The organism is Streptomyces sp. NPDC029044, from assembly GCF_040637495.1.
In the GTDB taxonomy this organism is placed as follows: Bacteria; Actinomycetota; Actinomycetes; order Streptomycetales; family Streptomycetaceae; genus Streptomyces.
Map to the genome: position 1 here is coordinate 24849 of NZ_JBEZWN010000061.1, position 20161 is coordinate 45009.

Consider the following 20161-nt stretch of genomic DNA (forward strand, 5'->3'; position numbering starts at 1 on the left):
CCTCGGTGGGCGATTTTTGTGCCCCAGGCTGGACAGCAGTGGGGCAAGAGGCGTACCCCCATCCGAGACGAAACGGAGAGCGCGCGTGACCCGCAGCGTGTACGTGACCGGCATCGACCGAGGCGACGGACGCCAGGTCGTCGAACTGGGGGTCATGGAGCTCCTCACCCGGCAGGTCGACCGGGTGGGCGTGTTCCGCCCCCTGGTCCACGACGGGCCCGACCGCCTCTTCGAGCTGCTGCGCGCCCGCTACCGGCTCACCCAGGACGCGTCGACCGTCTACGGCATGGACTACCACGAGGCGTCCGCACTCCAGGCCGAGGCCGGAACCGACGAGCTGGTGTCCACCCTCGTCGACCGCTTCCACCGGGTCGCCCGGGACTACGACGTCGTCCTGGTCCTCGGCACCGACTACGCCGACACCCAGCTCCCGGACGAGCTGTCGCTCAACGCGCGGCTGGCCAACGAGTTCGGCGCGTCCGTGATTCCGGTCGTCGGGGGCCGCAAGCAGACCGTCGAGTCGGTGCTCGCCGAGACGCGCAACGCCTACCGCGCCTACGACACCCTGGGCTGCGACGTCCTGGCCATGGTCGCCAACCGGGTGGCCCGCGAGGACCGCGACGACATCGCCGGCCAGCTCGACTCCAGGCTGCCCGTGCCCTGTTACGTCCTGCCCGACGAGCCCGCGCTGTCCGCGCCGACCGTCTCGCAGATCGGCCACGCCCTGGGCGCCAAGGTGGTGCTGGGCGACGACTCGGGGCTCGCCCGGGACGTGCTCGGCTTCGTCTTCGGCGGCGCGATGCTGCCGAACTTCCTGGGCGCCCTGACCCCCGGCTGCCTCGTCGTCACCCCGGGCGACCGCGCCGACCTGGTCGTCGGCTCCCTTGCCGCGCACAGCGCCGGCACCCCGCCGATAGCCGGCATGCTGCTCACCCTGGACGAGGTGCCCGGCGACGACATCCTCACCCTCGCCGACCGCCTGGCGCCCGGCACCCCGGTGCTGTCGGTGGCCGGCACCAGCTTCCCCACCGCCGAGCAGCTGTTCTCCCTGGAGGGCAAGCTGAACGCGGCCACCCCGCGCAAGGCCGAGCGGGCCCTCGGCCTGTTCGAGCGGTACGCCGACACCGCCGACCTGGCCCGCCGGGTCTCGGCGCCGAGCAGCGACCGCGTCACCCCGATGATGTTCGAGCACAAGCTGCTGGAGCAGGCCCGTTCCGACCTGCGCCGGGTCGTCCTGCCCGAGGGCACCGAGGAGCGGGTGCTGCACGCCGCCGAGGTGCTGCTGCGCCGGGGCGTGTGCGACCTGACCCTGCTCGGCCCGGTCGACCAGATCCGCAAGAAGGCCGCCGACCTCGGCATCGACCTCGGTGAGTCCCAGCTGATCGACCCGGCGACCTCCGAGCTGCGCGACGCCTTCGCCGAGCAGTACGCGGCCCTGCGCGCCCACCGGGGCGTCACCGTGGAGCTGGCCTACGACGTCGTCTCGGACGTGAACTACTTCGGCACGCTGATGGTCCAGGAGGGCCTCGCCGACGGCATGGTCTCGGGCTCGGTGCACTCCACGGCCGCGACCATCCGCCCGGCGTTCGAGATCATCAAGACGAAGCCGGACGCCGACATCGTCTCGTCCGTCTTCTTCATGTGCCTGGCCGACAAGGTCCTCGTCTACGGCGACTGCGCGGTCAACCCGGACCCGAACGCCGAGCAGCTCGCCGACATCGCCATCCAGTCGGCGACCACGGCCGAGCGGTTCGGCGTGGAGCCGCGGATCGCGATGCTGTCGTACTCCACCGGCACCTCCGGCTCCGGCGCCGACGTCGACAAGGTGCGCGAGGCCACCGAGCTGGTCCGCTCGCGCCGGCCCGACCTGAAGATCGAGGGCCCGATCCAGTACGACGCCGCCGTGGAGCCGTCGGTCGCGGCGACCAAGCTGCCCGGATCCGAGGTCGCCGGGCAGGCGAGCGTACTGATCTTCCCCGACCTGAACACCGGCAACAACACCTACAAGGCCGTGCAGCGCTCGGCCGGCGCGATCGCCGTCGGCCCGGTGCTCCAAGGCCTGCGCAAGCCGGTCAACGACCTGTCCCGGGGCGCCCTGGTCCAGGACATCGTCAACACCGTCGCCATCACGGCGATCCAGGCCCAGACCCCCGCCCCGTCCCCGAGCGAGAAGGCGACCGCCCCGTGAGCAGCCCGACCCGTGTCCTCGTCCTCAACTCCGGCTCCTCGTCCGTGAAGTACCAGCTGCTCGACATGCGCGACAGCAGCCGGCTGGCGGTGGGCCTGGTCGAGCGCATCGGCGAGCAGACCTCCCGGCTGAAGCACACCCCGGCGGGTGGCGAGAGCAGGGAGCGCGGCGGTGCGATCGCGGACCACGACGCCGCGCTGAAGGCCGTGGCCGAGGAGCTCGCCAAGGACGGACTGGGCCTGGACTCGCCCGAACTGGCCGCGATCGGGCACCGGGTGGTGCACGGCGGAAAGACCTTCACCGAGCCGACCGTGATCGACGACAGGGTGCTCGCCGAGATCGAGCGGCTCATCCCGGTGGCCCCGCTGCACAACCCGGCCAACCTCACCGGCATCCGCACGGCCCAGGTGCTGCGTCCCGACCTGCCGCAGGTCGCCGTGTTCGACACCGCGTTCCACACGACCATGCCGGAGTCGGCCGCCCGTTACGCGATCGACGTGAAGACGGCCGACGAGCACCGCGTGCGGCGCTACGGCTTCCACGGCACCTCGCACGCCTACGTCTCCCGGGCCACCGCCGAGCTGCTCGGCAAGGACCCCGCGGAGACGAACGTGATCGTGCTGCACCTGGGCAACGGGGCGTCGGCGTCGGCCGTGCGGGGCGGCCGCTGCGTGGACACCTCCATGGGTCTCACGCCTTTGGAGGGGCTCGTGATGGGTACGCGCTCCGGAGACATGGACCCGGCCGTCATCTTCCATTTGATGCGTGTTGGTGGAATGTCCGCCGACGAGATCGACACTCTTCTCAACAAGAAGAGCGGGCTGATCGGTCTGTGCGGTGACAACGACATGAGGGAGATCCGCCGCCGGGTCGACGAGGGCGACGAGCAGGCGGAGCTGGCGTTCGACATCTACATTCACCGGCTGAAGAAGTACATCGGCGCCTATTACGCCGTGCTCGGGCGGGTGGACGCGGTCGCCTTCACCGCCGGTGTCGGCGAGAACGCGGCTCCGGTGCGGGCGGCCGCCCTGGCGGGCCTGGAGGAGCTGGGCCTGGCGGTGGACGGCGAGCGCAACGCCGTGCGCGGCGACGAGGCCCGGCTGATCTCGCCGGAGGGGGCCCGGGTCGCGGTGGCGGTGGTGCCCACCGACGAGGAATTGGAGATCGCGACACAGACCTACGCGCTGGTAATTGGTTCGGGGAATCACACCTGAGCGGCATCCCGCCCTTTTGTATTTTCCGCCAGACGGAATATTCCGTTGCGAAACAAACCGATAGGATCGCCCCCATGCGCCGTTCGAAAATCGTCTGTACTCTCGGCCCCGCGGTCGACTCCCACGATCAGCTTGTCGCGTTGATCGAAGCCGGCATGAACGTGGCCCGCTTCAACTTCAGCCACGGCTCGCACGCCGAGCACCAGGGCCGGTACGACCGGGTCCGTGCCGCCGCCAAGGAGACCGGCCGGGCCATCGGTGTCCTCGCCGACCTCCAGGGCCCCAAGATCCGTCTGGAGACCTTCGCCGAGGGCCCGGTGGAGCTGGTGCGCGGTGACGAGTTCACCATCACCACCGAGGACGTCCCGGGCGACAAGACGATCTGCGGGACGACCTACAAGGGTCTGCCCGGCGATGTCACCAAGGGCGACCAGGTCCTCATCAACGACGGCAACGTCGAGCTGAAGGTCACCGCGGTCGAGGGCCCCCGGGTGAAGACGATCGTCATCGAGGGCGGCGTCATCTCCGACCACAAGGGCATCAACCTGCCCGGCGCGGCCGTCAACGTGCCCGCGCTGTCCGAGAAGGACGTCGAGGACCTCCGTTTCGCGCTGCGCATGGGCTGCGACCTGGTCGCGCTGTCCTTCGTCCGCGACGCCAAGGACGTCCAGGACGTGCACCGCGTCATGGACGAGGAGGGCCGCCGCGTCCCGGTCATCGCCAAGGTGGAGAAGCCGCAGGCGGTGCAGAACATGGAGGACGTCGTGATGGCGTTCGACGGCGTGATGGTCGCCCGCGGTGACCTCGCCGTCGAGTACCCGCTCGAAAAGGTCCCCATGGTGCAGAAGCGCCTGATCGAGCTGTGCCGGCGCAACGCCAAGCCGGTGATCGTGGCGACCCAGATGATGGAGTCGATGATCACCAACTCGCGTCCGACCCGCGCCGAGGCCTCGGACGTGGCCAACGCGATCCTGGACGGCGCCGACGCGGTCATGCTGTCCGCCGAGTCGAGCGTGGGCGCGTACCCGATCGAGACCGTGAAGACGATGTCGAAGATCGTCGCGGCGGCCGAGCAGGAGCTGATGTCGAAGGGCCTCCAGCCGCTGGTGCCGGGCAAGAAGCCGCGCACGCAGGGCGGTTCGGTGGCCCGGGCCGCGTGCGAGATCGCCGACTTCCTCGGCGGCCGGGGCCTGGTGGCCTTCACGCAGTCCGGCGACACCGCCCGCCGTCTGTCGCGCTACCGCGCCGTCCAGCCGATCATCGCCTTCACCACCGACGAGGGCACCCGCAACCAGATGGCGCTGAGCTGGGGCGTGGAGCCCCACGTGGTGCCGTTCGTGAACAGCACCGACGAGATGGTCGACCTGGTCGAGCAGGAGCTGGTGAAGCTGAACCGCTTCAACGAGGGCGACATCGTGGTCATCACGGCCGGTTCGCCCCCCGGCGTGCCCGGCACCACCAACATGGTGCGGGTCCACCACCTGGGCGAGGCCAAGGGCTGATCCACGAGGGGCCGTGAGGGCCCGTACACAGCACCGAGGGCGCCTCCTGGGATCCAGGGGGCGCCCTCGGTGTGTGCGGCTCCCGAACGGGCTCTGAGGGGCGCTCAGTCGGTGACGAAGTTGTGCAGCCCCGGCACGTGCAGGGTCCCGCCGAACTGGCCGGCCTGCTGCACCTTCACGTTGGTGAAGTAGATCAGCGGGATGTTCAGCGGCGGCGGGTGCTCCGGGTCGAACGTGATCGGGATCAGCCCGAGCAGGTTGCCGGAGATGCTCTCCGTGTACATCACGGTGTCGCCGTCGCGGATCGTGGACGTCGAGCCCTTGGCCGCCTGCACGTGGTAGGTCTTGCCGGACTGCTTGTCCTTGACGGTCTGGTGCAGGTCACCGATGTCGGTGCCGCCCGAGATGACGTACTTCAGGACCTTCTTGACGGTGCCGTTGGCGGTGCGCACCTCGACGACGCCCTTGTAGTCGGCGCCCTTCAGCGTCAGCGAGCTGGCGTTGAGGAACCACGGGTCGTCCGGCAGCGGCACCTTGTTGTCGACGCCGCCCTCGGCGTCGGTGGCGGCCGGGCAGTCGTCGGGGTCCGTGCTGGCGCTCGGGGAGGGGCTCGGGGAGGCGGTGGCCTCCTTCGCCTTCTCCGCCGCGGCCTCGGCCGCCTTCTCGACGGCCTTGGAGGTGTCCTCCACCGTCTTGCCGGTGTCCTTCACCGCGTCGGACGCCTTGCCGGTGGTGTCCTCGACGGTGTCCTCGACCGTGCCCGTGGCCTTCTCGGCCGCGTCCTGCTCGGCACCGGAGGCGTCCTCGGCCGGCTTCTCGGTGCTCTCCGACGCCGAGGCGGACGGGGTCGGGCTCGCCTCGCCCTTGTCCTCGTCCTTTCCGCCGTCGAAGATGCCGCCGATCGCGTCGCCGATGTCCTCCAGCACGTTGCCGCGGGACTCGGAGGGCGAGGGGGACGGAGTGGCCTCCGCTTCGCCGCCGCCCGTGGCGGGCGCGCTCGTGGGCGGGGTCGGCTTCGGCTCGGGCTTGTCGTCGGAACCTGAATCCGACGAAGAGGAGCCGCCGTCGTTCGCGTCCGTGCCGCCCGAGGGGGACGGCTCGGGGGCCGTGTCGCCCTGGTCGTCCTTCTCGTCCGTCGCGCCGTCGCTCGCCGAGGGGGACGGCGTGGGCGAGGCGGACTCGTCGCCCTTGGAGTCCTTCCCGGAGTCCTCCAGGGCCGCCACGCAGTCCTTGTACTCGTCGGCCGTCAGGCTCTTCGACGTCGGCGCCGCCGGAGTGTCGCTGTCGGCTATCGCGAGCGTCGACGTGAAGCCCATGCCCATGAGCACCGCCGTCGGCATCGCCGCCATGGCTATTGCCTTGCCGGTCGGCCTGCTGAACCTGGTGAACAGCGGCTTCTTGGGTGCCGCGTGGCGCGGCCCGGTTCTCACACGGGACGCCCCCACATCAGCCCCGTGGGTCACCTCGTCAGCCGGCACTGTGCCTCCCGTTCGCCCCGTTGGCCGGGTTCGTTCCTGACAGATCGTTCGGCTCGTCCACCCCGTCCACGGGCCGCAGCACCGTGGTCTCGTGGTCCGTTGCCCCGGGAGCCTCGCCCGTGCCGGTGCTGGCCATGGCGGCGGGCTGTCCCGCGGGACGTGCGCCCGGCGCCCAGGCCACGGCCATCGCCCCGCCCACCAGGGCGAGGAGGAAGCCGATGAGGAAGCCGCCGAGGTTGGACACCGGGATGGACACCAGCGCCAGCAGGATGGCCGCGACTCCCGCGAAGACGCGGACGTGCTTCTGGAACCAGAGGCTGACGCCCAGTACGACGAGCAGCACGCCGATGATCAGGGACCCGGCACCCGCGGTGGTCGCCATCGCCAGCGTCAGGTGGCCGATCTGGAGGTTCGCGTACGGGAAGTAGGCGATGGGCAGTCCACTGAGGAGGACGAACAGCCCGGCCCAGAACGGCCGCTCACCCCGCCAGGCGCGGAACTGCTGCCTCCGGAGGGTGAACTGGCCGGTGGCGGCAGGAGTCTCGGCGCTCATGGAAAAACAGCTCCCTGGTACAGCGTTGCTGTGGTGGTGATGTGGGCCCCGCGTGAAGGCGCGGCCGGAAGGTGGACGGGCGGGGGCGCCACCGGCTCCCCCGCCCGTCATCGAGTGCTTAGTAGCACTCCTTGACACCCGTCGACAGCGACATCTTCAGGCCGCTGAGCTTGAAGGTTCCGGCGGTGGTCGCCCACGCCGTCTGCTTCACGTCGGTCAGGGTCGCCTTGTCGGCCTGCTGGGCGAAGCCGTACGGGTTCGCCGTCTCGCCCTTCCTCATGGCCGGACCCTTGTTGGCGTCCTTGGCGGCCACACCGATGTCGATGTTCTCGAACGTCGCGTCGGCACTGAGGTCGGCGACGTCGATGTAGAGGTTCTGGGCCTCGACCGGCTTCGCACCCTGACCCGCACGCAGGATCAGGCTGACGTTCCCGAGCACCGGAATGTTCGGGGTGACGACCGACTGACACAGGTTCTTGATCGTCGCCTGCTTGAACGACGAGACCGCGACCGGGTGCACCGACTTCTTGCCGTCGAGCGTGTACCCCTCGTCGAGGGCGCCGTACTGCGAGAAGCCCGTGCCGACGAGCTGGTCGGTCGTGACCTTGAACGACTGGCCGGAGACACTGAACGACGCGGCGAGAGCGCCCTGCGCGAGGGCGACACCTATCGCAGCCGTGGCGGCGACGCTGGGCACCATCACCACAGCGAACCGCTTCCATCTGGTCCCGCCACGCACCTGGGACTCCATATTTCCTCCTTCTCGGACGTACATCTCCTGTCCCGGCTCGCCCCGATGGGCGGCTCAGCCGGGCAGGGATGGGAGAAGTGCTACGTCCTCGGGAAGGAGAGCGCCTGCACTCGGCGGCGCAACTGCGCCCGAATCACCGGCGATCACCCCCGAGCGACAACCACTGGTCGCGCCTGACACGCATCACGCACAACCCTGCTGGACAGGCTTCGCCGGAAGGGCGAAGACCCCCCTGTCCAAGAGCCGGCGCCACTGCCGCCGGCTCTGCTCGGTGGGGACCCAGGACGTCCCGTGACCCAACCGGCTGCCGGGGTACGGGATTGGACCGAGCGTGGCCGATCGTGGTGCATTCTCGCCGCCCGCACAAGGGGGTTCGTTACTCGCTAGTAACGGCCGGATAACCGAACAACGACCCATCGGTCTCGGCCGACAACGCAGGGTGGTCTCGAACGCCGGTACAAAGCTGTTGATCGATGGACAGAATCCGACAGATCAACGCCTGTGACTTACTCGTAGTAACAGCGGCCGCGATTACCAAGATTTGGTAAAGCGCGGCCGCAGTGACCTTCTATCGGCAAACTTTTCACGCGGGCACCACATGCCCCCGCGTTTAACGACTGGTCAGAATAGGGCGCGCGCCAGGGCCCTGCGCGCCGCGATCACCCGGGGATCGTCGGGCCCGACGACCTCGAACAGCTCCAGCAGCCGCATCCGTACGGTGTCCCGGTCGTCACCCACCGTGCGCTGCACGGTCTCGATGAGCCGGCCGAACGCGTCCTCGACATGGCCGCCCACCAGATCCAGGTCGGCGGCGGCGATCTGCGCCTGCACATCGGCCGGCTTGTCGGCCGCGTCCCGGCGCACCTGCTGCGGGTCGACGCCCTGCACCCGCTGGAGCAACTCGGCCTGCGCGAGGCCCAGCTTGGCCTCCTCGTTGCCCGGGTCCTCGTTCAGTACGTTCTTGTACGCCTGGACGGCGCCGGACAGATCGCCCGAGTCGAGCGCCTGCACAGCGGCTTCCAGGAGCCCGTCGTGCGGGCCGGCCGGCCGCTCGGAGGCCTCCGGGGCACCGCCCGGCTCGGCCTCGGGGTCGACGGTGAGACCGGTCAGGCCGAAGCGCTGCTCGCCGACCTGCACCAGCTGGTCGAGGGTCTGCCGGATCTGCGCCTCGCCGGCCGCTCCCTGGAAGAGCGGCAGCGCCTGACCCGCGACGACCGCGAACACCGCGGGGATTCCCTGGATGCCGAACTGCTGCATCAGCATCTGGTTGGCGTCGACGTCGATCTTGGCGAGCAGGAAGCGGCCGTTGTACTCGACGGCCAGCCGCTCCAGGACCGGGCTGAGCTGCTTGCAGGGCTCACACCACTCGGCCCAGAAGTCGATGACGACGGGCACCTCGGCGGAACGCTGCAGGACGTCCCGCTCGAACCCCGCCTCGTCGACGTCGATGACGAGATCGGCCGGGGAGATCGCCCCCGTCCCGCCCTCCCGGGCGGACTGCGCGCGCGCCTGCTCCGCCTTCGCCTTGGCCTCCTGGGCCGCCTTCACCGCGGCGAGGTCGACGACTCCGCTCATGGACATGTTCCGTGGCTGCATGCGCCTATCCTCCCCCGTCCTGCGCGCGCGTGTGAAAAACGGTGTGAAAGCCGGGCCGGTCCGGTGCCTTCAGGCGCCGGGTCCCCACCCCGCGCCGGGTGTGCGAGGCCCGCGTACGTCCATCACGGGCTTTCGCTACGAGTCGTAGCGTAATGCCCCGCCGGGGCGTCGGGACACCACCCCCCGGTGATCTCCCTCACGGCCGTGACGGGAACCGCCGGGTCTATGGTCGAAAGATGCAGAGCCGCAGCCCAGCCAGCCGCACCGGGCGCCCGCGCAGCGCCACGGCGGACGCCGCGATCCTGGCCGCGACCCGCGATGCTCTGGTGGAACTGGGCTGGTCCAAGCTCACTCTGGGGGACGTCGCGACGCGCGCCGGGGTTGCGAAGACCACCCTCTACCGCCGCTGGGCGGGCAAGAACGAACTGGTCGTCGACGCGGTCGCGGAACTCTTCGACGCGCTGGAGCTCCCCGACCGGGGCTCCCTGGCCGCCGACATCGAGGGTGTGGTCCTCCAGTTCGCCTCGATCCTGGCCCTTCCCGAGGCGCGGAGCGGTCTGATGGCGGTGGTGGCGGAAGCCACCCGGGACGAGGCCCTGCGGGAGCGCATCCGGGCGTCGGTCGTGGACCGCCAGAAGCGGCTGGTCCTGGAGGGCCGTTCGCGGGCCCAGGCCCGCGGCGAACTCCCCGCGGAGCCGGACCCGGCCTCGTCCGCCCGCGCGGTCGACCTGATCTTCGACATGGTGGCGGGTGCGGTGGTGCACCGCACGCTGGTGAGCGCGGAACCGGCGGACGAGGAGTGGGTCCACCGCTTCACCGGCGTGCTGCTGCGGGGACTGGCGGGAGAGGCCGCCCACCCGGCCGACGGCTGAGCCGCGCCCCCGCCCCGGCGGCCCGCTCAGGAGGGCCGGCCGCCGATGGTGATGTCGCCGTGGATGTCCCGGCCCTGGATCACCGTGGTCTGGGTGCCACCGGAGATCTCGTTGTGCACGTCACCGGAGGGTGCCGCGACCTCCGCGTCCGCCCGCCGCCGCCAGATCTCCAGCGCGACGGCGAAGTCCGGGTCCTGCCGGGCGCGTTCGTTGAGCAGCGCGGCGAGCTGTCCGGCCCGCTCCTCGGTGCGCGGGGGTTCGGCGGGCACCGCCGGCTCCTCGTCCCCGGCACGCGAACCCCTTCGGGTGACGAGGTCGCGCAGGGACGCCCAGATCTGCTCTCCGGCCGCACCTGCCGTCCCCGAGGCGAGAGCCACGAGCAGTCCTGCCGTGATGGGCTCCACGAAGGTCCTCCAGTCGTCAGCGGATCGTGCACTGCTGCGTATGGTGCCGCACGACGGTCCGCGCCCACGGCAGTACGGCAGGACCGCCGACCGACGACCGGCGACGTCACCCGGCCCGGGCGGCGGCCCAGCGGGTGCGCTGGTGCACGCCGTCCGGGGGCAGTGCCGGGTGCCCCGCCGCGGACGGCAAGGGCGCTCCGGCCGGGTCCCGGTCGTCGCGCGAGAAGCCGCCCGCCCCCGGCGGAGCCGGGAACCGGCCGACACCGGCCCGCGCGGCCAGGACGACCTCAGAACCCTGCGGGCTCCGTGTACACCCCCCACTCGTCCCGCAGCACCCCGCAGATCTCCCCGAGCGTGGCCTCCGCCCGTACGGCGTCCAGCATCGGCTCGATCATGTTGGCGCCGCTGCGGGCGGCGGCCAGCATCGCGTCGAGCGCGGTGCGCACCGCGGCGTCGTCACGGGACGCCTTGCGCCCGCCCAGCGCCCGGACCTGCTCGCGCTCCACCTCGTGGCTGACCCGGAGGATCTCCAGGTCCCCGGTGACCGACCCGTCGTGACAGTTCACGCCGACGACCCGCTTGTCGCCCTTCTCCAGCGCCTGCTGGTAGCGGAACGCCGACTCGGCGATCTCCCCGGTGAACCAGCCGTCCTCGATGCCGCGCAGGATGCCGGAGGTGATCGGGCCGATGGGGTGCCGCCCGTCGGGGTGTGCCCGCAGACCGCGCTCCTTGATCTGGTCGAAGATCTTCTCCGCGTCCGCCTCGATACGGTCGGTCAGCTGCTCGACGTACCAGGAACCGCCCAGCGGGTCGGCCACGTTGGCGACGCCGGTCTCCTCCATCAGCACCTGCTGCGTGCGCAGCGCGATCTCCGCGGCCTGCTCGCTCGGCAGGGCGAGGGTCTCGTCGAGCGCGTTGGTGTGCAGCGAGTTCGTGCCGCCCAGCACGGCCGCCAGGGCCTCCACGGCGGTGCGTACGACGTTGTTGTACGGCTGCTGCGCGGTGAGGGAGACGCCGGCCGTCTGCGTGTGGAAGCGCAGCCACTGGGCCTTCTCGGACCGGGCGCCGTAGACGTCGCGCATCCAGCGGGCCCAGATGCGCCGCGCCGCGCGGAACTTGGCGATCTCCTCGAAGAAGTCGACGTGCGCGTCGAAGAAGAAGGACAGGCCGGGAGCGAAGACGTCCACGTCCAGCCCGCGCGAGAGGCCCAGCTCCACGTACCCGAAGCCGTCCGCGAGCGTGTACGCCAGCTCCTGCGCGGCCGTCGAACCGGCCTCGCGGATGTGGTAGCCGGAGACGGACAGCGGCTTGTACGCGGGGATGCCGGCCGCGCAGTGCTCCATCAGGTCGCCGATGAGCCGCAGGTGCGGCTCGGGCTGGAAGAGCCACTCCTTCTGGGCGATGTACTCCTTGAAGATGTCCGTCTGGAGCGTGCCGTTGAGGACGGACGGGTCGACGCCCTGCCGTTCGGCGGCGACCAGGTACATGCAGAAGACGGGGACCGCCGGGCCGCTGATGGTCATCGACGTCGTGACGTCGCCCAGCGGGATGTCCTTGAACAGGACCTCCATGTCGGCCGCCGAGTCGATGGCGACGCCGCAGTGCCCGACCTCGCCCAGCGAGCGGGGGTCGTCGGAGTCGCGGCCCATGAGCGTCGGCATGTCGAAGGCGACCGAGAGCCCGCCTCCGCCGTTGCGGAGGATCATCTTGTAGCGCTCGTTGGTCTGCTCGGCGTTGCCGAACCCGGCGAACTGCCGGATGGTCCACGTGCGCCCTCGGTAGCCGGTCGCGTACAGGCCGCGGGTGAAGGGGTACTCCCCCGGCCAGCCGATCCGCTCGAACCCGTCGTAGGCGTCTCCGGGCCGCGGCCCGTACACCGGCTCCACGGGATCGCCGGAGAGCGTGGTGAAGTCGGCCTCGCGCTTGCGGGCGGCGTCGTACCGGGCCTGCCAGCGGCGGCGGCCCTCCTCGATGGCGTCAGTGTCCATACCCTCGAATTTACTAGGACGTCCTAGTAAATGTCGATGGGAGAACCGCCGTACGCGTCGGTACGGCGGTCTCGTCAGGCCTTGGCGGCAGCCGGGGCCGGCTCGCCGACCAGGGGCTCGACCTGGCGGGTGATCTTGCGCTCGACGAAGAAGGCGGCGAAGGGAATCGTCCCGGAGAGCAGCACCCACAGCAGCTTGCCGAACGACCACCTGGCCTTGGAGCCGAGGTCGAAGGCGAACACCAGGTAGATGATGTAGAGGAAGCCGTGGGCCTGGGAGACGGCGAAGGTGACGTCCTCGCCCATGTCGAAGCCGTACTTGAACACCATGCAGGTGCACAGCACGAGGAGCATGACGGCGGTGACGTAGGCCATCACCCGGTAGCGGGTCAGGACGCTCTTTTTCATGCGTACGAGCGTAACCAGCCGTTCCGGGAGATCTTGCCCGGGGCCCGGGCTCGCGCCGGTCAGCTCTCGTCGAAGTCGTGTGCCGCGACCCGCAGCGGGCGCAGCATCGCGAAGATCTCCGCACACTCCTCGGCGTCGTACACCCCGAGACCGAAGTCCATGGCCATCAGGTCGCGGGTGGCCGACTCGACGACCTCACGGCCCTTGCCGGTGATGGAGGCGAGGGTGCCGCGTCCGTCGTTGGGGTTGGGGCGCTTGTCGACCAGGCCCGACCTGACCAGCCGGTCGACCGTGTTCGTCACGGACGTGGGATGCACCATCAACCGCTCGCCGATCTTGGACATCGGCAGTTCGCCGGCCTTGGAGAAGTTGAGCAGCACCAGGGCCTCGTACCGCGCGAACGTCAGCCCGTACGGCTTGACCACCGCGTCGACCTCACCGAGCAGGATCTGGTGCGCGCGCATGATCGAGGTGATGGCGGCCATCGACGGCACGCTGCCCCAGCGCTGCTTCCAGAGTTCGTCGGCGCGGGCGATGGGATCGAAGGGAAGACTGAGCGGCTTCGGCACGAAGCCGACCTTACCGGCCGGTCACATGGTGGTCAGCCCTGTCTCGCCCTTCGGTCGGGCGGCACCGGTTGCGGCAGGGGCACGGACAGGCCATGTCCTTTCCAGGACACTTCGTTGCCGTGTGTAACGATTGGCGTCCCCTTCGTCACTGCACGTCACCACCAGGGAGCGGCATGCCCCGGCTGATCCACGCCCTCGCGGCACTCGCGGTGCTCGCTCTCGCCGCGGGCTGCTCGTCCCGCGCCGCGACGACGTCCGGCGCCGACGCCGGGAAAGCCGCCTACGCGGCCGGCTCCTCCCCCTTCTGGACCGACCCCGAGAGCCCCGCGGCCCGGCAGGCCCGGCTCTGGCAGCGGCAGGGCCGTGGGCAGGACGCCGAGCTGATCCGGCGGATCGCCGACCAGCCGGTCGCGCTGTGGCCCGCGGGCGGGACGGACCCGGCACCCATGGTGAGGGCGGCCGCCTCGGCCGCGGGCCGGCAGGGGAAGACCGCGGTCTTCGTCGCGTACAACATCCCGCACCGGGACTGCGGCGGGCACTCGGCGGGCGGGGCGGCGGACGAGAACGCCTACCGGGAGTGGATCGAGAGGTTCGCCGGCGCCCTCGGCGATGCCGAGGCCCTGGTCGTCCTGGAGCCCGACGCGCTCGCGCACGTCGTGGACGGGTGCACCCCGCGCGAGTACCACGCCGAGCGCGAGCGGCTGCTCGGCGAGGCCGTCGCCCGGCTCAAGCAGCAGCCCGGCACCAAGGTGTACCTGGACGCGGGCAACGCGGGCTGGATCCGGGAGCCGGACAAGCTCGTGGAACCGTTGAAGCGGGCCGGGATCGAGCAGGCCGACGGCTTCGCGCTGAACGTCTCCAACTTCGAGACGAACGAGGTGACCACGGCGTACGGAGTGCGTCTCGCCGGAGCCCTCGGCGGCAAGCACTTCGTCATCGACACCAGCCGCAACGGCAACGGCCCCCTGCCCGGGGTGTGGTGCAACCCGCCGGGCCGGGCACTCGGCACCCCGCCGACGACCGGCACCGGCGAACCCATCGTGGACGCCTTCCTGTGGATCAAGCGGCCCGGGGAGTCGGACGGAAGCTGCGAGGGCGGCCCGGCCGCCGGGCGCTGGTGGCCGCAGTACGCCCTGGAACTGGCCCGCAACGCCACGGGCTGACCCGGGCCCCGCTCCCGGCGGCTACTCGGCGAGGTGCCGCTCCACGGTCTCCACCTTGGACGTGAGGCCGTCCGTCACGCCGGGGCGGATGTCCGCCTTGAGGACGAGGGAGACCCGGGGTGCCCGCCGCTCGACCGCGGCCACCGCGCGCCGGACGACGTCCATGACCTCGTCCCACTCTCCTTCGACGGAGGTGAACATCGCGTCGGTACGGTTCGGCAGCCCCGACTCGCGCACCACCCGCACGGCGTCGGCGACGTACTCCCCCACGTCCTCACCGACCCCGAGCGGCGTCACGGAGAAGGCGACGATCACGCGCTCACCACGCCTTCCTTGCGGGCCCGCGTCGCGATGACGGCGTCCTCGGCCTCCCGCTTGAGCTTGCGGTCGGCGAAGAAGCCGCCGGTGGGCAAGACGGACAGCACGAAGTAGAGGGCTGCGGTCTTCAGGTCCCACTTGGTGCGGTTCCAGGCGTCGGCCCAGAAGATCACGTACAGGATGAACAGGACGCCGTGGATCAGGCCCATGGGGAACACCGCGTCGAACTCTGTGGTCCGCTTCAGCACCGAGCAGACGAGCAGGAGGAGGAAGGAAGTCGCCTCGGGCGCCGATACCAGGCGGAGGCGGCGGATGGCGGTGGCGGTCTTGAGGTCCACGGGTCACCTTCGGTGGGAGTAACGCGGCGGTCGGGTCGGTCGGGACGGCATGCGCGGGTCCGACGGTTTGTGAACGCGCGCACAAGCGTCCCGCCCATTGTGGCAAACCGCCGCGGGCCCTCCGGCCCGGGGTCCGCCTCCCCCGCCCCCGGCGACCCCAGGGGTGCGGTCAGGGTCGTTCTCCTCCCACGGGCCCTGTCCGCGGGGCCCGGCCTGCGGCTACCTTCCAGTCGTGGCGATGTTCCGACTTCAGAGCAGCAAGGTGCTCGCCGTCGACATGACCGGGGATGCCGTGAAGGCGAAGAACGGCTCGATGGTCGCGTACGACGGGGAGATGGCTTTCAAGAAGCTCAGCGGCGGCGGCGAGGGCATCCGGGGCATGGTGACCCGGCGGCTGACCGGTGAGCAGATGACGTTGATGGAGGTGAAGGGGCGGGGGACCTGCTGGTTCGCGGACCGGGCCTCCGAGATCAACCTGGTCAGCATCCAGGGCGACAAGCTCTACGTCGAGTCGAGCAACCTGCTCGCGACCGACGGCGGGCTGCGCACGGGCACGGAGTTCACCGGCCTGCGCGGCGCCTCGCAGGGCAACGGGCTGTTCACGACGACCGTCGAGGGCCACGGCCAGGCGGCGATCATGTCGGACGGCCCGGCGGTGGTGCTGCGGGTGAGCGCGCAGTACCCGCTGACCGTCGACCCGGGGGCGTACGTGGCGCACCAGGGCAACCTGCGGCAGTCCTTCCAGTCCGGTGTGACGTTCCGCACGTTGCTCGGCGAGGGCGGCGGCGAGGCCTTCCAGATGCGGTTCGAGGGGGACGGCCTGGTGTACGTGCAGCCGAGCGAGCGGAACACGATCGCGGGAGACGTGTGAGATGGCCTTCCGGGAGATCAACGCGAAGATGATCGAGGCGACTCTCGCGCCGGGTCAGCGGCTGTTCAGCCAGCGCGGCGCGATGCTCGCGTACCGCGGCGAGGTGTCGTTCACGCCCAACACGGCGGGCGGCCAGGGCGGGATCATGTCGATGATCGGCCGCCGGGTCGCCGACGAGGACACGCCGCTGATGACCGTCGAGGGCAGCGGCACGGTCCTGTTCGGGCACGGCGGGCACCACATCCAGGTGATCCGGCTGAGCGGCGACACGCTGTACGTGGAGGCGGACCGCCTCCTGGCCTTCGAGGGCTCGCTCCAGCAGGGCACCATGTTCCTGGGCTCGCAGGGCGGCGTCATGGGGATGGTGCGCGGACAGGTCAGCGGCCAGGGCCTGTTCACGACGACGCTGAAGGGGCAGGGCGCCGTCGCGGTCATGGCCCACGGCGGCGTCATCGAGATCCCGATCACCCCGCAGCGGCCGGTCCACGTGGACCCCCAGGCCTACGTCGCCCACCACGGCGACGTCCGCAACAAGCTGTCCACGGCGCTGGGCTGGCGGGACATGGTGGGCCGCGGCTCGGGGGAGGCGTTCCAGCTGGAGCTCAGCGGCAGCGGTGCGGTGTACGTCCAGGCGTCGGAGGAGAAGCTGTGAGCACGTACGGAAGCCCCGGCGCCGGCCCCGTGGTCTTCGACCCGGCGACGCTGCCGCCCGACGACAACGTCAACGCGTACACCTTCTGCGTGGAGCTCAAGGGGAGCCAGTGGTTCCTTCAGAAGGGGAAGATGATCGCCTACTACGGCTCGATCGACTTCAACGGCGTCGGACACGGCCGGCTGGACCGTCTCGTCCGTACGTCCTTCCATTCGCCACTGCACGCGAGCGACTGGGTCGTGGCGGAGGGCTCGGGCAAGATGCTCCTCGCCGACCGGGCCTTCGACGTGAATTCGTACGACCTCGAAGAGGGCAACCTGACCATTCGCTCGGGCAACCTCCTCGCTTTTCAGCCAACTCTGTCACTGAAGCAATCAATCGTGCCGGGTTTTCTGACCCTCATCGGAACCGGAAAGTTCGTGGCCGCGTCCAACGGGCCGGTGGTGTTCATGGAGCCCCCGATCCGGGTCGACCCCCAGGCCCTGGTCGGCTGGGCCGACTGCCCCTCCCCCTGCCACCACTACGACCACGGGTACATGACCGGCGTCATGGGCGGTCTACGTGCACTGACGGGCCTGGGCGGGGCCTCCGGCGAGGAGCACCAGTTCGAGTTCGTCGGCGCCGGGACGGTGCTGCTCCAGTCGTCGGAGACCCTGATGGCGGAGCAGGCCACGGGGGCCGTTCCGCATCAGGCCGGCGTGCCCGGCGGCGGAGCGCACAGCCCCCAGACGGGGCAGTCCGGCGTACCGCGTCTTCCCGGACAGCTGGGGGACCTCCAGCGTCGCTTCGGGCTGTGAGCGGTAGTCTGCGGAGTGTGACATCGAACGCCTGCGCACTGCTGTTCGCCAGGTGTGCGCCGTCACACGCCACCCCTCACTAGTTCGCCTTTCAACATTTTAGGTAGACTTCATTCATGGAGACCGAGACGGCCACCCGCTGGCTGACCGATGCGGAGCAGTGCGCCTGGCGCACCCACCTGGAGGTCAACAGGCTGTTGACGTACCAGCTCGAGAAGGACCTGCAGCCGTTCGGCCTGACAATGAACGACTACGAGATCCTGGTGAATCTCTCCGAGTCCGAGGGCCAGAGGATGCGGATGAGCGACCTCGCCTCCGCCACCCTCCAGTCCAAGAGCCGCCTCTCGCACCAGGTCACGCGTATGGAGAACGCGAACCTGGTCCGGCGGGAGAACTGCGAGTCGGACCGCCGGGGGCTCTACGCGGTCCTCACCGACCACGGCATGGCGACGATGCAGAAGGTCGCGCCGCACCACGTGGCGTCCGTACGCAGGCACTTCATCGACCTGCTGTCCCCCGAGGCCCTGACCGAGCTCGACAAGGCCCTCAAGCCCATCGCGGAGCACCTGCGCGGCCACCGCGGGCGCCCGTAGCCGGACGCCCCCTAGGCGAGCGGCAGGCGGAGTTCGAACAGGGCTCCGCCTGCGGGCCCCCGCCCGGCCGTGAGCGTGCCGCCGTGCCGGACGGCCACGTCACGGGCGATGGCGAGCCCGAGACCGGCTCCGCCGTCGTCGCGACTGCGGGCCGCGTCCAGCCGGACGAACCGTTCGAAGATCCGCTCCCGGTCGCCGTCGGGCACGCCGTCACCGTCGTCGGCCACCCCGACCACGGCCCGGTCGCCCTCGCACCGCACACGGACGGTGACGGCCGACCGGGCGTGCCGCTGGGCGTTGTCGAGCAGATTGGCGAGCACCCGGCCCAGCTGCCCCCGCGATCCGGCCACCTCCACCGGCTCCGCGTCCACGGTCACACCCGTGCGCCCCTCGGCCTCCTCCCGGGCCAGCCCGGCGAGGTCGACCTTCGCGTCGCTCGGCCGCTCCCCCGCGTCCAGCCGGGCGAGCAGCAGCAGATCGGCCGCCAGCCGCTGGAGCCGGACGGTGTCCTCCACGGCCCCGTCGAGGTCCAGCAGCTCGGGGTGCGCGGCGGCCACCTCCAGCTGTGTCCGCAGCGAGGCGATGGGGCTGCGCAGCTCATGGGAGGCGTCGGCGACGAACCGCCGCTGCCGCTCCACGGACGTCTCCAGCGCCGCGAGCGTCTCGTTGGTGGTACTGGCGAGCCGGGCGATCTCGTCGTGCGTGTCCGGCTCCGGAACGCGCCGCGCGAGGTCCTCGGACTGGGTGATCGCGGCCATCTCGCGCCGGATCCCCTCCACGGGCCGCAGGGCCCGCCGGGTCACCAGCCAGGTCACGGCCGCGACGACACCGAGCAGCAGCGGGAACCCGATCAGCATCACCGTCAGCGCGGTGCGCACGGCCCCGTGCTCGGCGGCCAGCGGGGCACCGGCGTAGACCTTGAGGTGTCCCCGGTCGTGGGTCTCGACCTCGACGGCGGCGAACCGGTAGTCCTGCGCCTCCCCGTCGATGGTCGCGGACCCGTTGCTGAAGAGGCTCTCCCCGGAGATCTCACCGGGTTCCAGGGCCTCGCCCGCGTCGTCGTCGTCGCCGTCCGCCGAGGGCGTCGTAGCCGGCCGCGGCTTCACCTGGCCGCTGTCCGTCCCGCTGATCCGCTCCAGGTCCTCGCTGGCCGCGACCAGCCGCTTGTGCTCGTCCAGCACCTGCACCGGGCCGTCGTCGCCGTCCAGCCCGGAGAGCTTGTCGTACGGCGTTCCGGCGGCCAGCTCGGAGGCGACGGCCCGCGCGGAGCGTTCGGCCTGGGTGCCGGCCTCGCCGATCAGATTGGACCGCAGGGACAGCAGCACGGCGGCCCCGGCCGCGACGAGCGCCACCGCCACCACGAGGGTCGCTCCCAGCGTGGCCCGTGCCCGGACGGACCCGAACAACCGCCTCACGGCGCCTTCTCCAGCCGGTAGCCGGCCCCGCGCACGGTCCGGATCAGCCCCGCCCGCAGCTTCCGCCGCAGCGTGCTGACGTACACCTCGACGATGTTCGGATCACCGTCGTACGCGAAGTCCCAGACGTGCTCCAGGATCTCGGACTTGGACACCACCTCGCCGGCCCGCAGCACGAGCTGCTCCAGCACGGAGAACTCCTTGGCGGTGAGGGCGATCTCCTCCTCGGCCAGGAACACCCGCCGGGCCGCGGTGTCCACCTTCAGATCACCGAGCACGTGCACGGGCGACGACCCGGCCCCCTGCCCGCGCCGCCGCAGCAGCGCCTTGACCCGGGCGACCAGCACGACGTACGAGAACGGCTTGGTCAGGTAGTCGTCCGCACCGGTGTCGAGCCCCTCGGCCTCGTCGTACTCGCCGTCCTTGGCCGTCAGCATCAGGATCGGCACGTCGTGCCCGGCGGCGCGCAGGGCGGCGCAGACCCGGTAGCCG

General features: G+C 70.7%; 21 protein-coding genes. 9 read left to right on the plus strand and 12 right to left on the minus strand.

Going from position 1 to position 20161, the window contains the following annotated elements; all coding sequences use genetic code 11:
- Positions 1-85: 85 nt before the first annotated feature.
- From pta to pyk, 3 genes are all read left to right on the plus strand, one after another.
- Positions 86-2188: a phosphate acetyltransferase gene (gene pta, locus AB0E85_RS32425; protein WP_361934792.1), complete on the plus strand. Its 2103-nt coding sequence runs from the start codon at positions 86-88 to the stop codon at positions 2186-2188.
- Positions 2185-3402 (plus strand): acetate kinase, encoded by a 1218-nt coding sequence (locus AB0E85_RS32430; protein WP_361934795.1) that lies wholly within the window; start codon positions 2185-2187, stop codon positions 3400-3402. The genes pta and AB0E85_RS32430 overlap by 4 nt, the downstream gene beginning before the upstream one ends.
- A 74-nt stretch (positions 3403-3476) precedes the next feature.
- Positions 3477-4904, plus strand: coding sequence for a pyruvate kinase (pyk, locus tag AB0E85_RS32435; RefSeq protein ID WP_361934797.1), 1428 nt, complete (start codon positions 3477-3479; stop codon positions 4902-4904).
- A 104-nt stretch (positions 4905-5008) separates the two neighbouring features.
- Here pyk and AB0E85_RS32440 read toward each other — a convergent pair whose 3' ends face one another.
- The 4 genes from AB0E85_RS32440 to AB0E85_RS32455 form a co-directional block, all read right to left on the minus strand.
- The gene (locus AB0E85_RS32440) at positions 5009-6382 is read right to left on the minus strand and encodes a hypothetical protein (RefSeq protein WP_361934799.1); all 1374 of its coding nucleotides are present in this window, start codon (positions 6380-6382) and stop codon (positions 5009-5011) included.
- Positions 6372-6935 (minus strand): DUF6114 domain-containing protein, encoded by a 564-nt coding sequence (locus tag AB0E85_RS32445; RefSeq protein WP_361934802.1) that lies wholly within the window; start codon positions 6933-6935, stop codon positions 6372-6374. The genes AB0E85_RS32440 and AB0E85_RS32445 overlap by 11 nt, the downstream gene beginning before the upstream one ends.
- A 118-nt stretch (positions 6936-7053) precedes the next feature.
- Positions 7054-7686 (minus strand): DUF6230 family protein, encoded by a 633-nt coding sequence (locus tag AB0E85_RS32450; protein WP_033312948.1) that lies wholly within the window; start codon positions 7684-7686, stop codon positions 7054-7056.
- Between the two features lie 621 nt (positions 7687-8307).
- The gene (locus tag AB0E85_RS32455) at positions 8308-9282 is read right to left on the minus strand and encodes a tetratricopeptide repeat protein (protein ID WP_107455405.1); all 975 of its coding nucleotides are present in this window, start codon (positions 9280-9282) and stop codon (positions 8308-8310) included.
- A 236-nt stretch (positions 9283-9518) separates the two neighbouring features.
- Between AB0E85_RS32455 and AB0E85_RS32460 the strand changes: the two genes are divergently transcribed.
- On the plus strand, positions 9519-10154 hold the full coding sequence (locus AB0E85_RS32460; RefSeq protein ID WP_361934805.1) for a TetR/AcrR family transcriptional regulator: 636 nt from the start codon (positions 9519-9521) through the stop codon (positions 10152-10154).
- 26 nt (positions 10155-10180) lie between these two features.
- Here the strand turns inward: AB0E85_RS32460 and AB0E85_RS32465 are convergent, their stop codons facing one another.
- The 4 genes from AB0E85_RS32465 to AB0E85_RS32480 all read right to left on the minus strand — a co-directional run bounded on the left by AB0E85_RS32465 (position 10181) and on the right by AB0E85_RS32480 (position 13522).
- Positions 10181-10558 (minus strand): hypothetical protein, encoded by a 378-nt coding sequence (locus tag AB0E85_RS32465; protein ID WP_361934808.1) that lies wholly within the window; start codon positions 10556-10558, stop codon positions 10181-10183.
- Between the two features lie 287 nt (positions 10559-10845).
- Positions 10846-12546 (minus strand): methylmalonyl-CoA mutase family protein, encoded by a 1701-nt coding sequence (locus tag AB0E85_RS32470; RefSeq protein ID WP_361934810.1) that lies wholly within the window; start codon positions 12544-12546, stop codon positions 10846-10848.
- 74 nt (positions 12547-12620) lie between these two features.
- Entirely contained in the window at positions 12621-12953 is a 333-nt protein-coding gene (locus AB0E85_RS32475; protein ID WP_361934812.1) for a DUF3817 domain-containing protein, read from the minus strand.
- A 59-nt stretch (positions 12954-13012) separates the two neighbouring features.
- On the minus strand, positions 13013-13522 hold the full coding sequence (locus tag AB0E85_RS32480) for a MarR family transcriptional regulator (protein WP_361934815.1): 510 nt from the start codon (positions 13520-13522) through the stop codon (positions 13013-13015).
- 173 nt (positions 13523-13695) lie between these two features.
- On the opposite strand from AB0E85_RS32480, the gene AB0E85_RS32485 reads away from it, so the two are divergent.
- On the plus strand, positions 13696-14685 hold the full coding sequence (locus AB0E85_RS32485) for a glycoside hydrolase family 6 protein (RefSeq protein WP_361934817.1): 990 nt from the start codon (positions 13696-13698) through the stop codon (positions 14683-14685).
- Between the two features lie 21 nt (positions 14686-14706).
- On the opposite strand, the gene AB0E85_RS32490 is transcribed toward AB0E85_RS32485, so the two are convergent.
- Positions 14707-15000: an MTH1187 family thiamine-binding protein gene (locus AB0E85_RS32490; RefSeq protein WP_030854324.1), complete on the minus strand. Its 294-nt coding sequence runs from the start codon at positions 14998-15000 to the stop codon at positions 14707-14709.
- On the minus strand, positions 14997-15341 hold the full coding sequence (locus AB0E85_RS32495; protein ID WP_361934820.1) for a DUF3817 domain-containing protein: 345 nt from the start codon (positions 15339-15341) through the stop codon (positions 14997-14999). The genes AB0E85_RS32490 and AB0E85_RS32495 overlap by 4 nt, the downstream gene beginning before the upstream one ends.
- 238 nt (positions 15342-15579) lie before the next feature.
- Between AB0E85_RS32495 and AB0E85_RS32500 the strand changes: the two genes are divergently transcribed.
- From AB0E85_RS32500 to AB0E85_RS32515, 4 genes are all read left to right on the plus strand, one after another.
- Positions 15580-16212, plus strand: a complete 633-nt coding sequence (locus tag AB0E85_RS32500; RefSeq protein WP_031105041.1) for an AIM24 family protein — start codon at positions 15580-15582, stop codon at positions 16210-16212.
- Position 16213: 1 nt separating this feature from the next.
- Positions 16214-16864, plus strand: coding sequence for an AIM24 family protein (locus AB0E85_RS32505; RefSeq protein WP_361934822.1), 651 nt, complete (start codon positions 16214-16216; stop codon positions 16862-16864).
- Complete coding sequence (locus AB0E85_RS32510; protein WP_361934825.1) at positions 16861-17661, plus strand: AIM24 family protein; 801 nt, start codon at positions 16861-16863, stop codon at positions 17659-17661. The genes AB0E85_RS32505 and AB0E85_RS32510 overlap by 4 nt, the downstream gene beginning before the upstream one ends.
- A 116-nt stretch (positions 17662-17777) precedes the next feature.
- Complete coding sequence (locus AB0E85_RS32515) at positions 17778-18254, plus strand: MarR family transcriptional regulator (protein ID WP_361934827.1); 477 nt, start codon at positions 17778-17780, stop codon at positions 18252-18254.
- Between the two features lie 11 nt (positions 18255-18265).
- Here AB0E85_RS32515 and AB0E85_RS32520 read toward each other — a convergent pair whose 3' ends face one another.
- The gene (locus AB0E85_RS32520) at positions 18266-19669 is read right to left on the minus strand and encodes an ATP-binding protein (RefSeq protein WP_361934830.1); all 1404 of its coding nucleotides are present in this window, start codon (positions 19667-19669) and stop codon (positions 18266-18268) included.
- The coding region (locus tag AB0E85_RS32525) for a response regulator transcription factor (protein WP_361934833.1) at positions 19666-20161 on the minus strand (496 nt) is incomplete at its 5' end. The genes AB0E85_RS32525 and AB0E85_RS32520, both read right to left, overlap by 4 nt.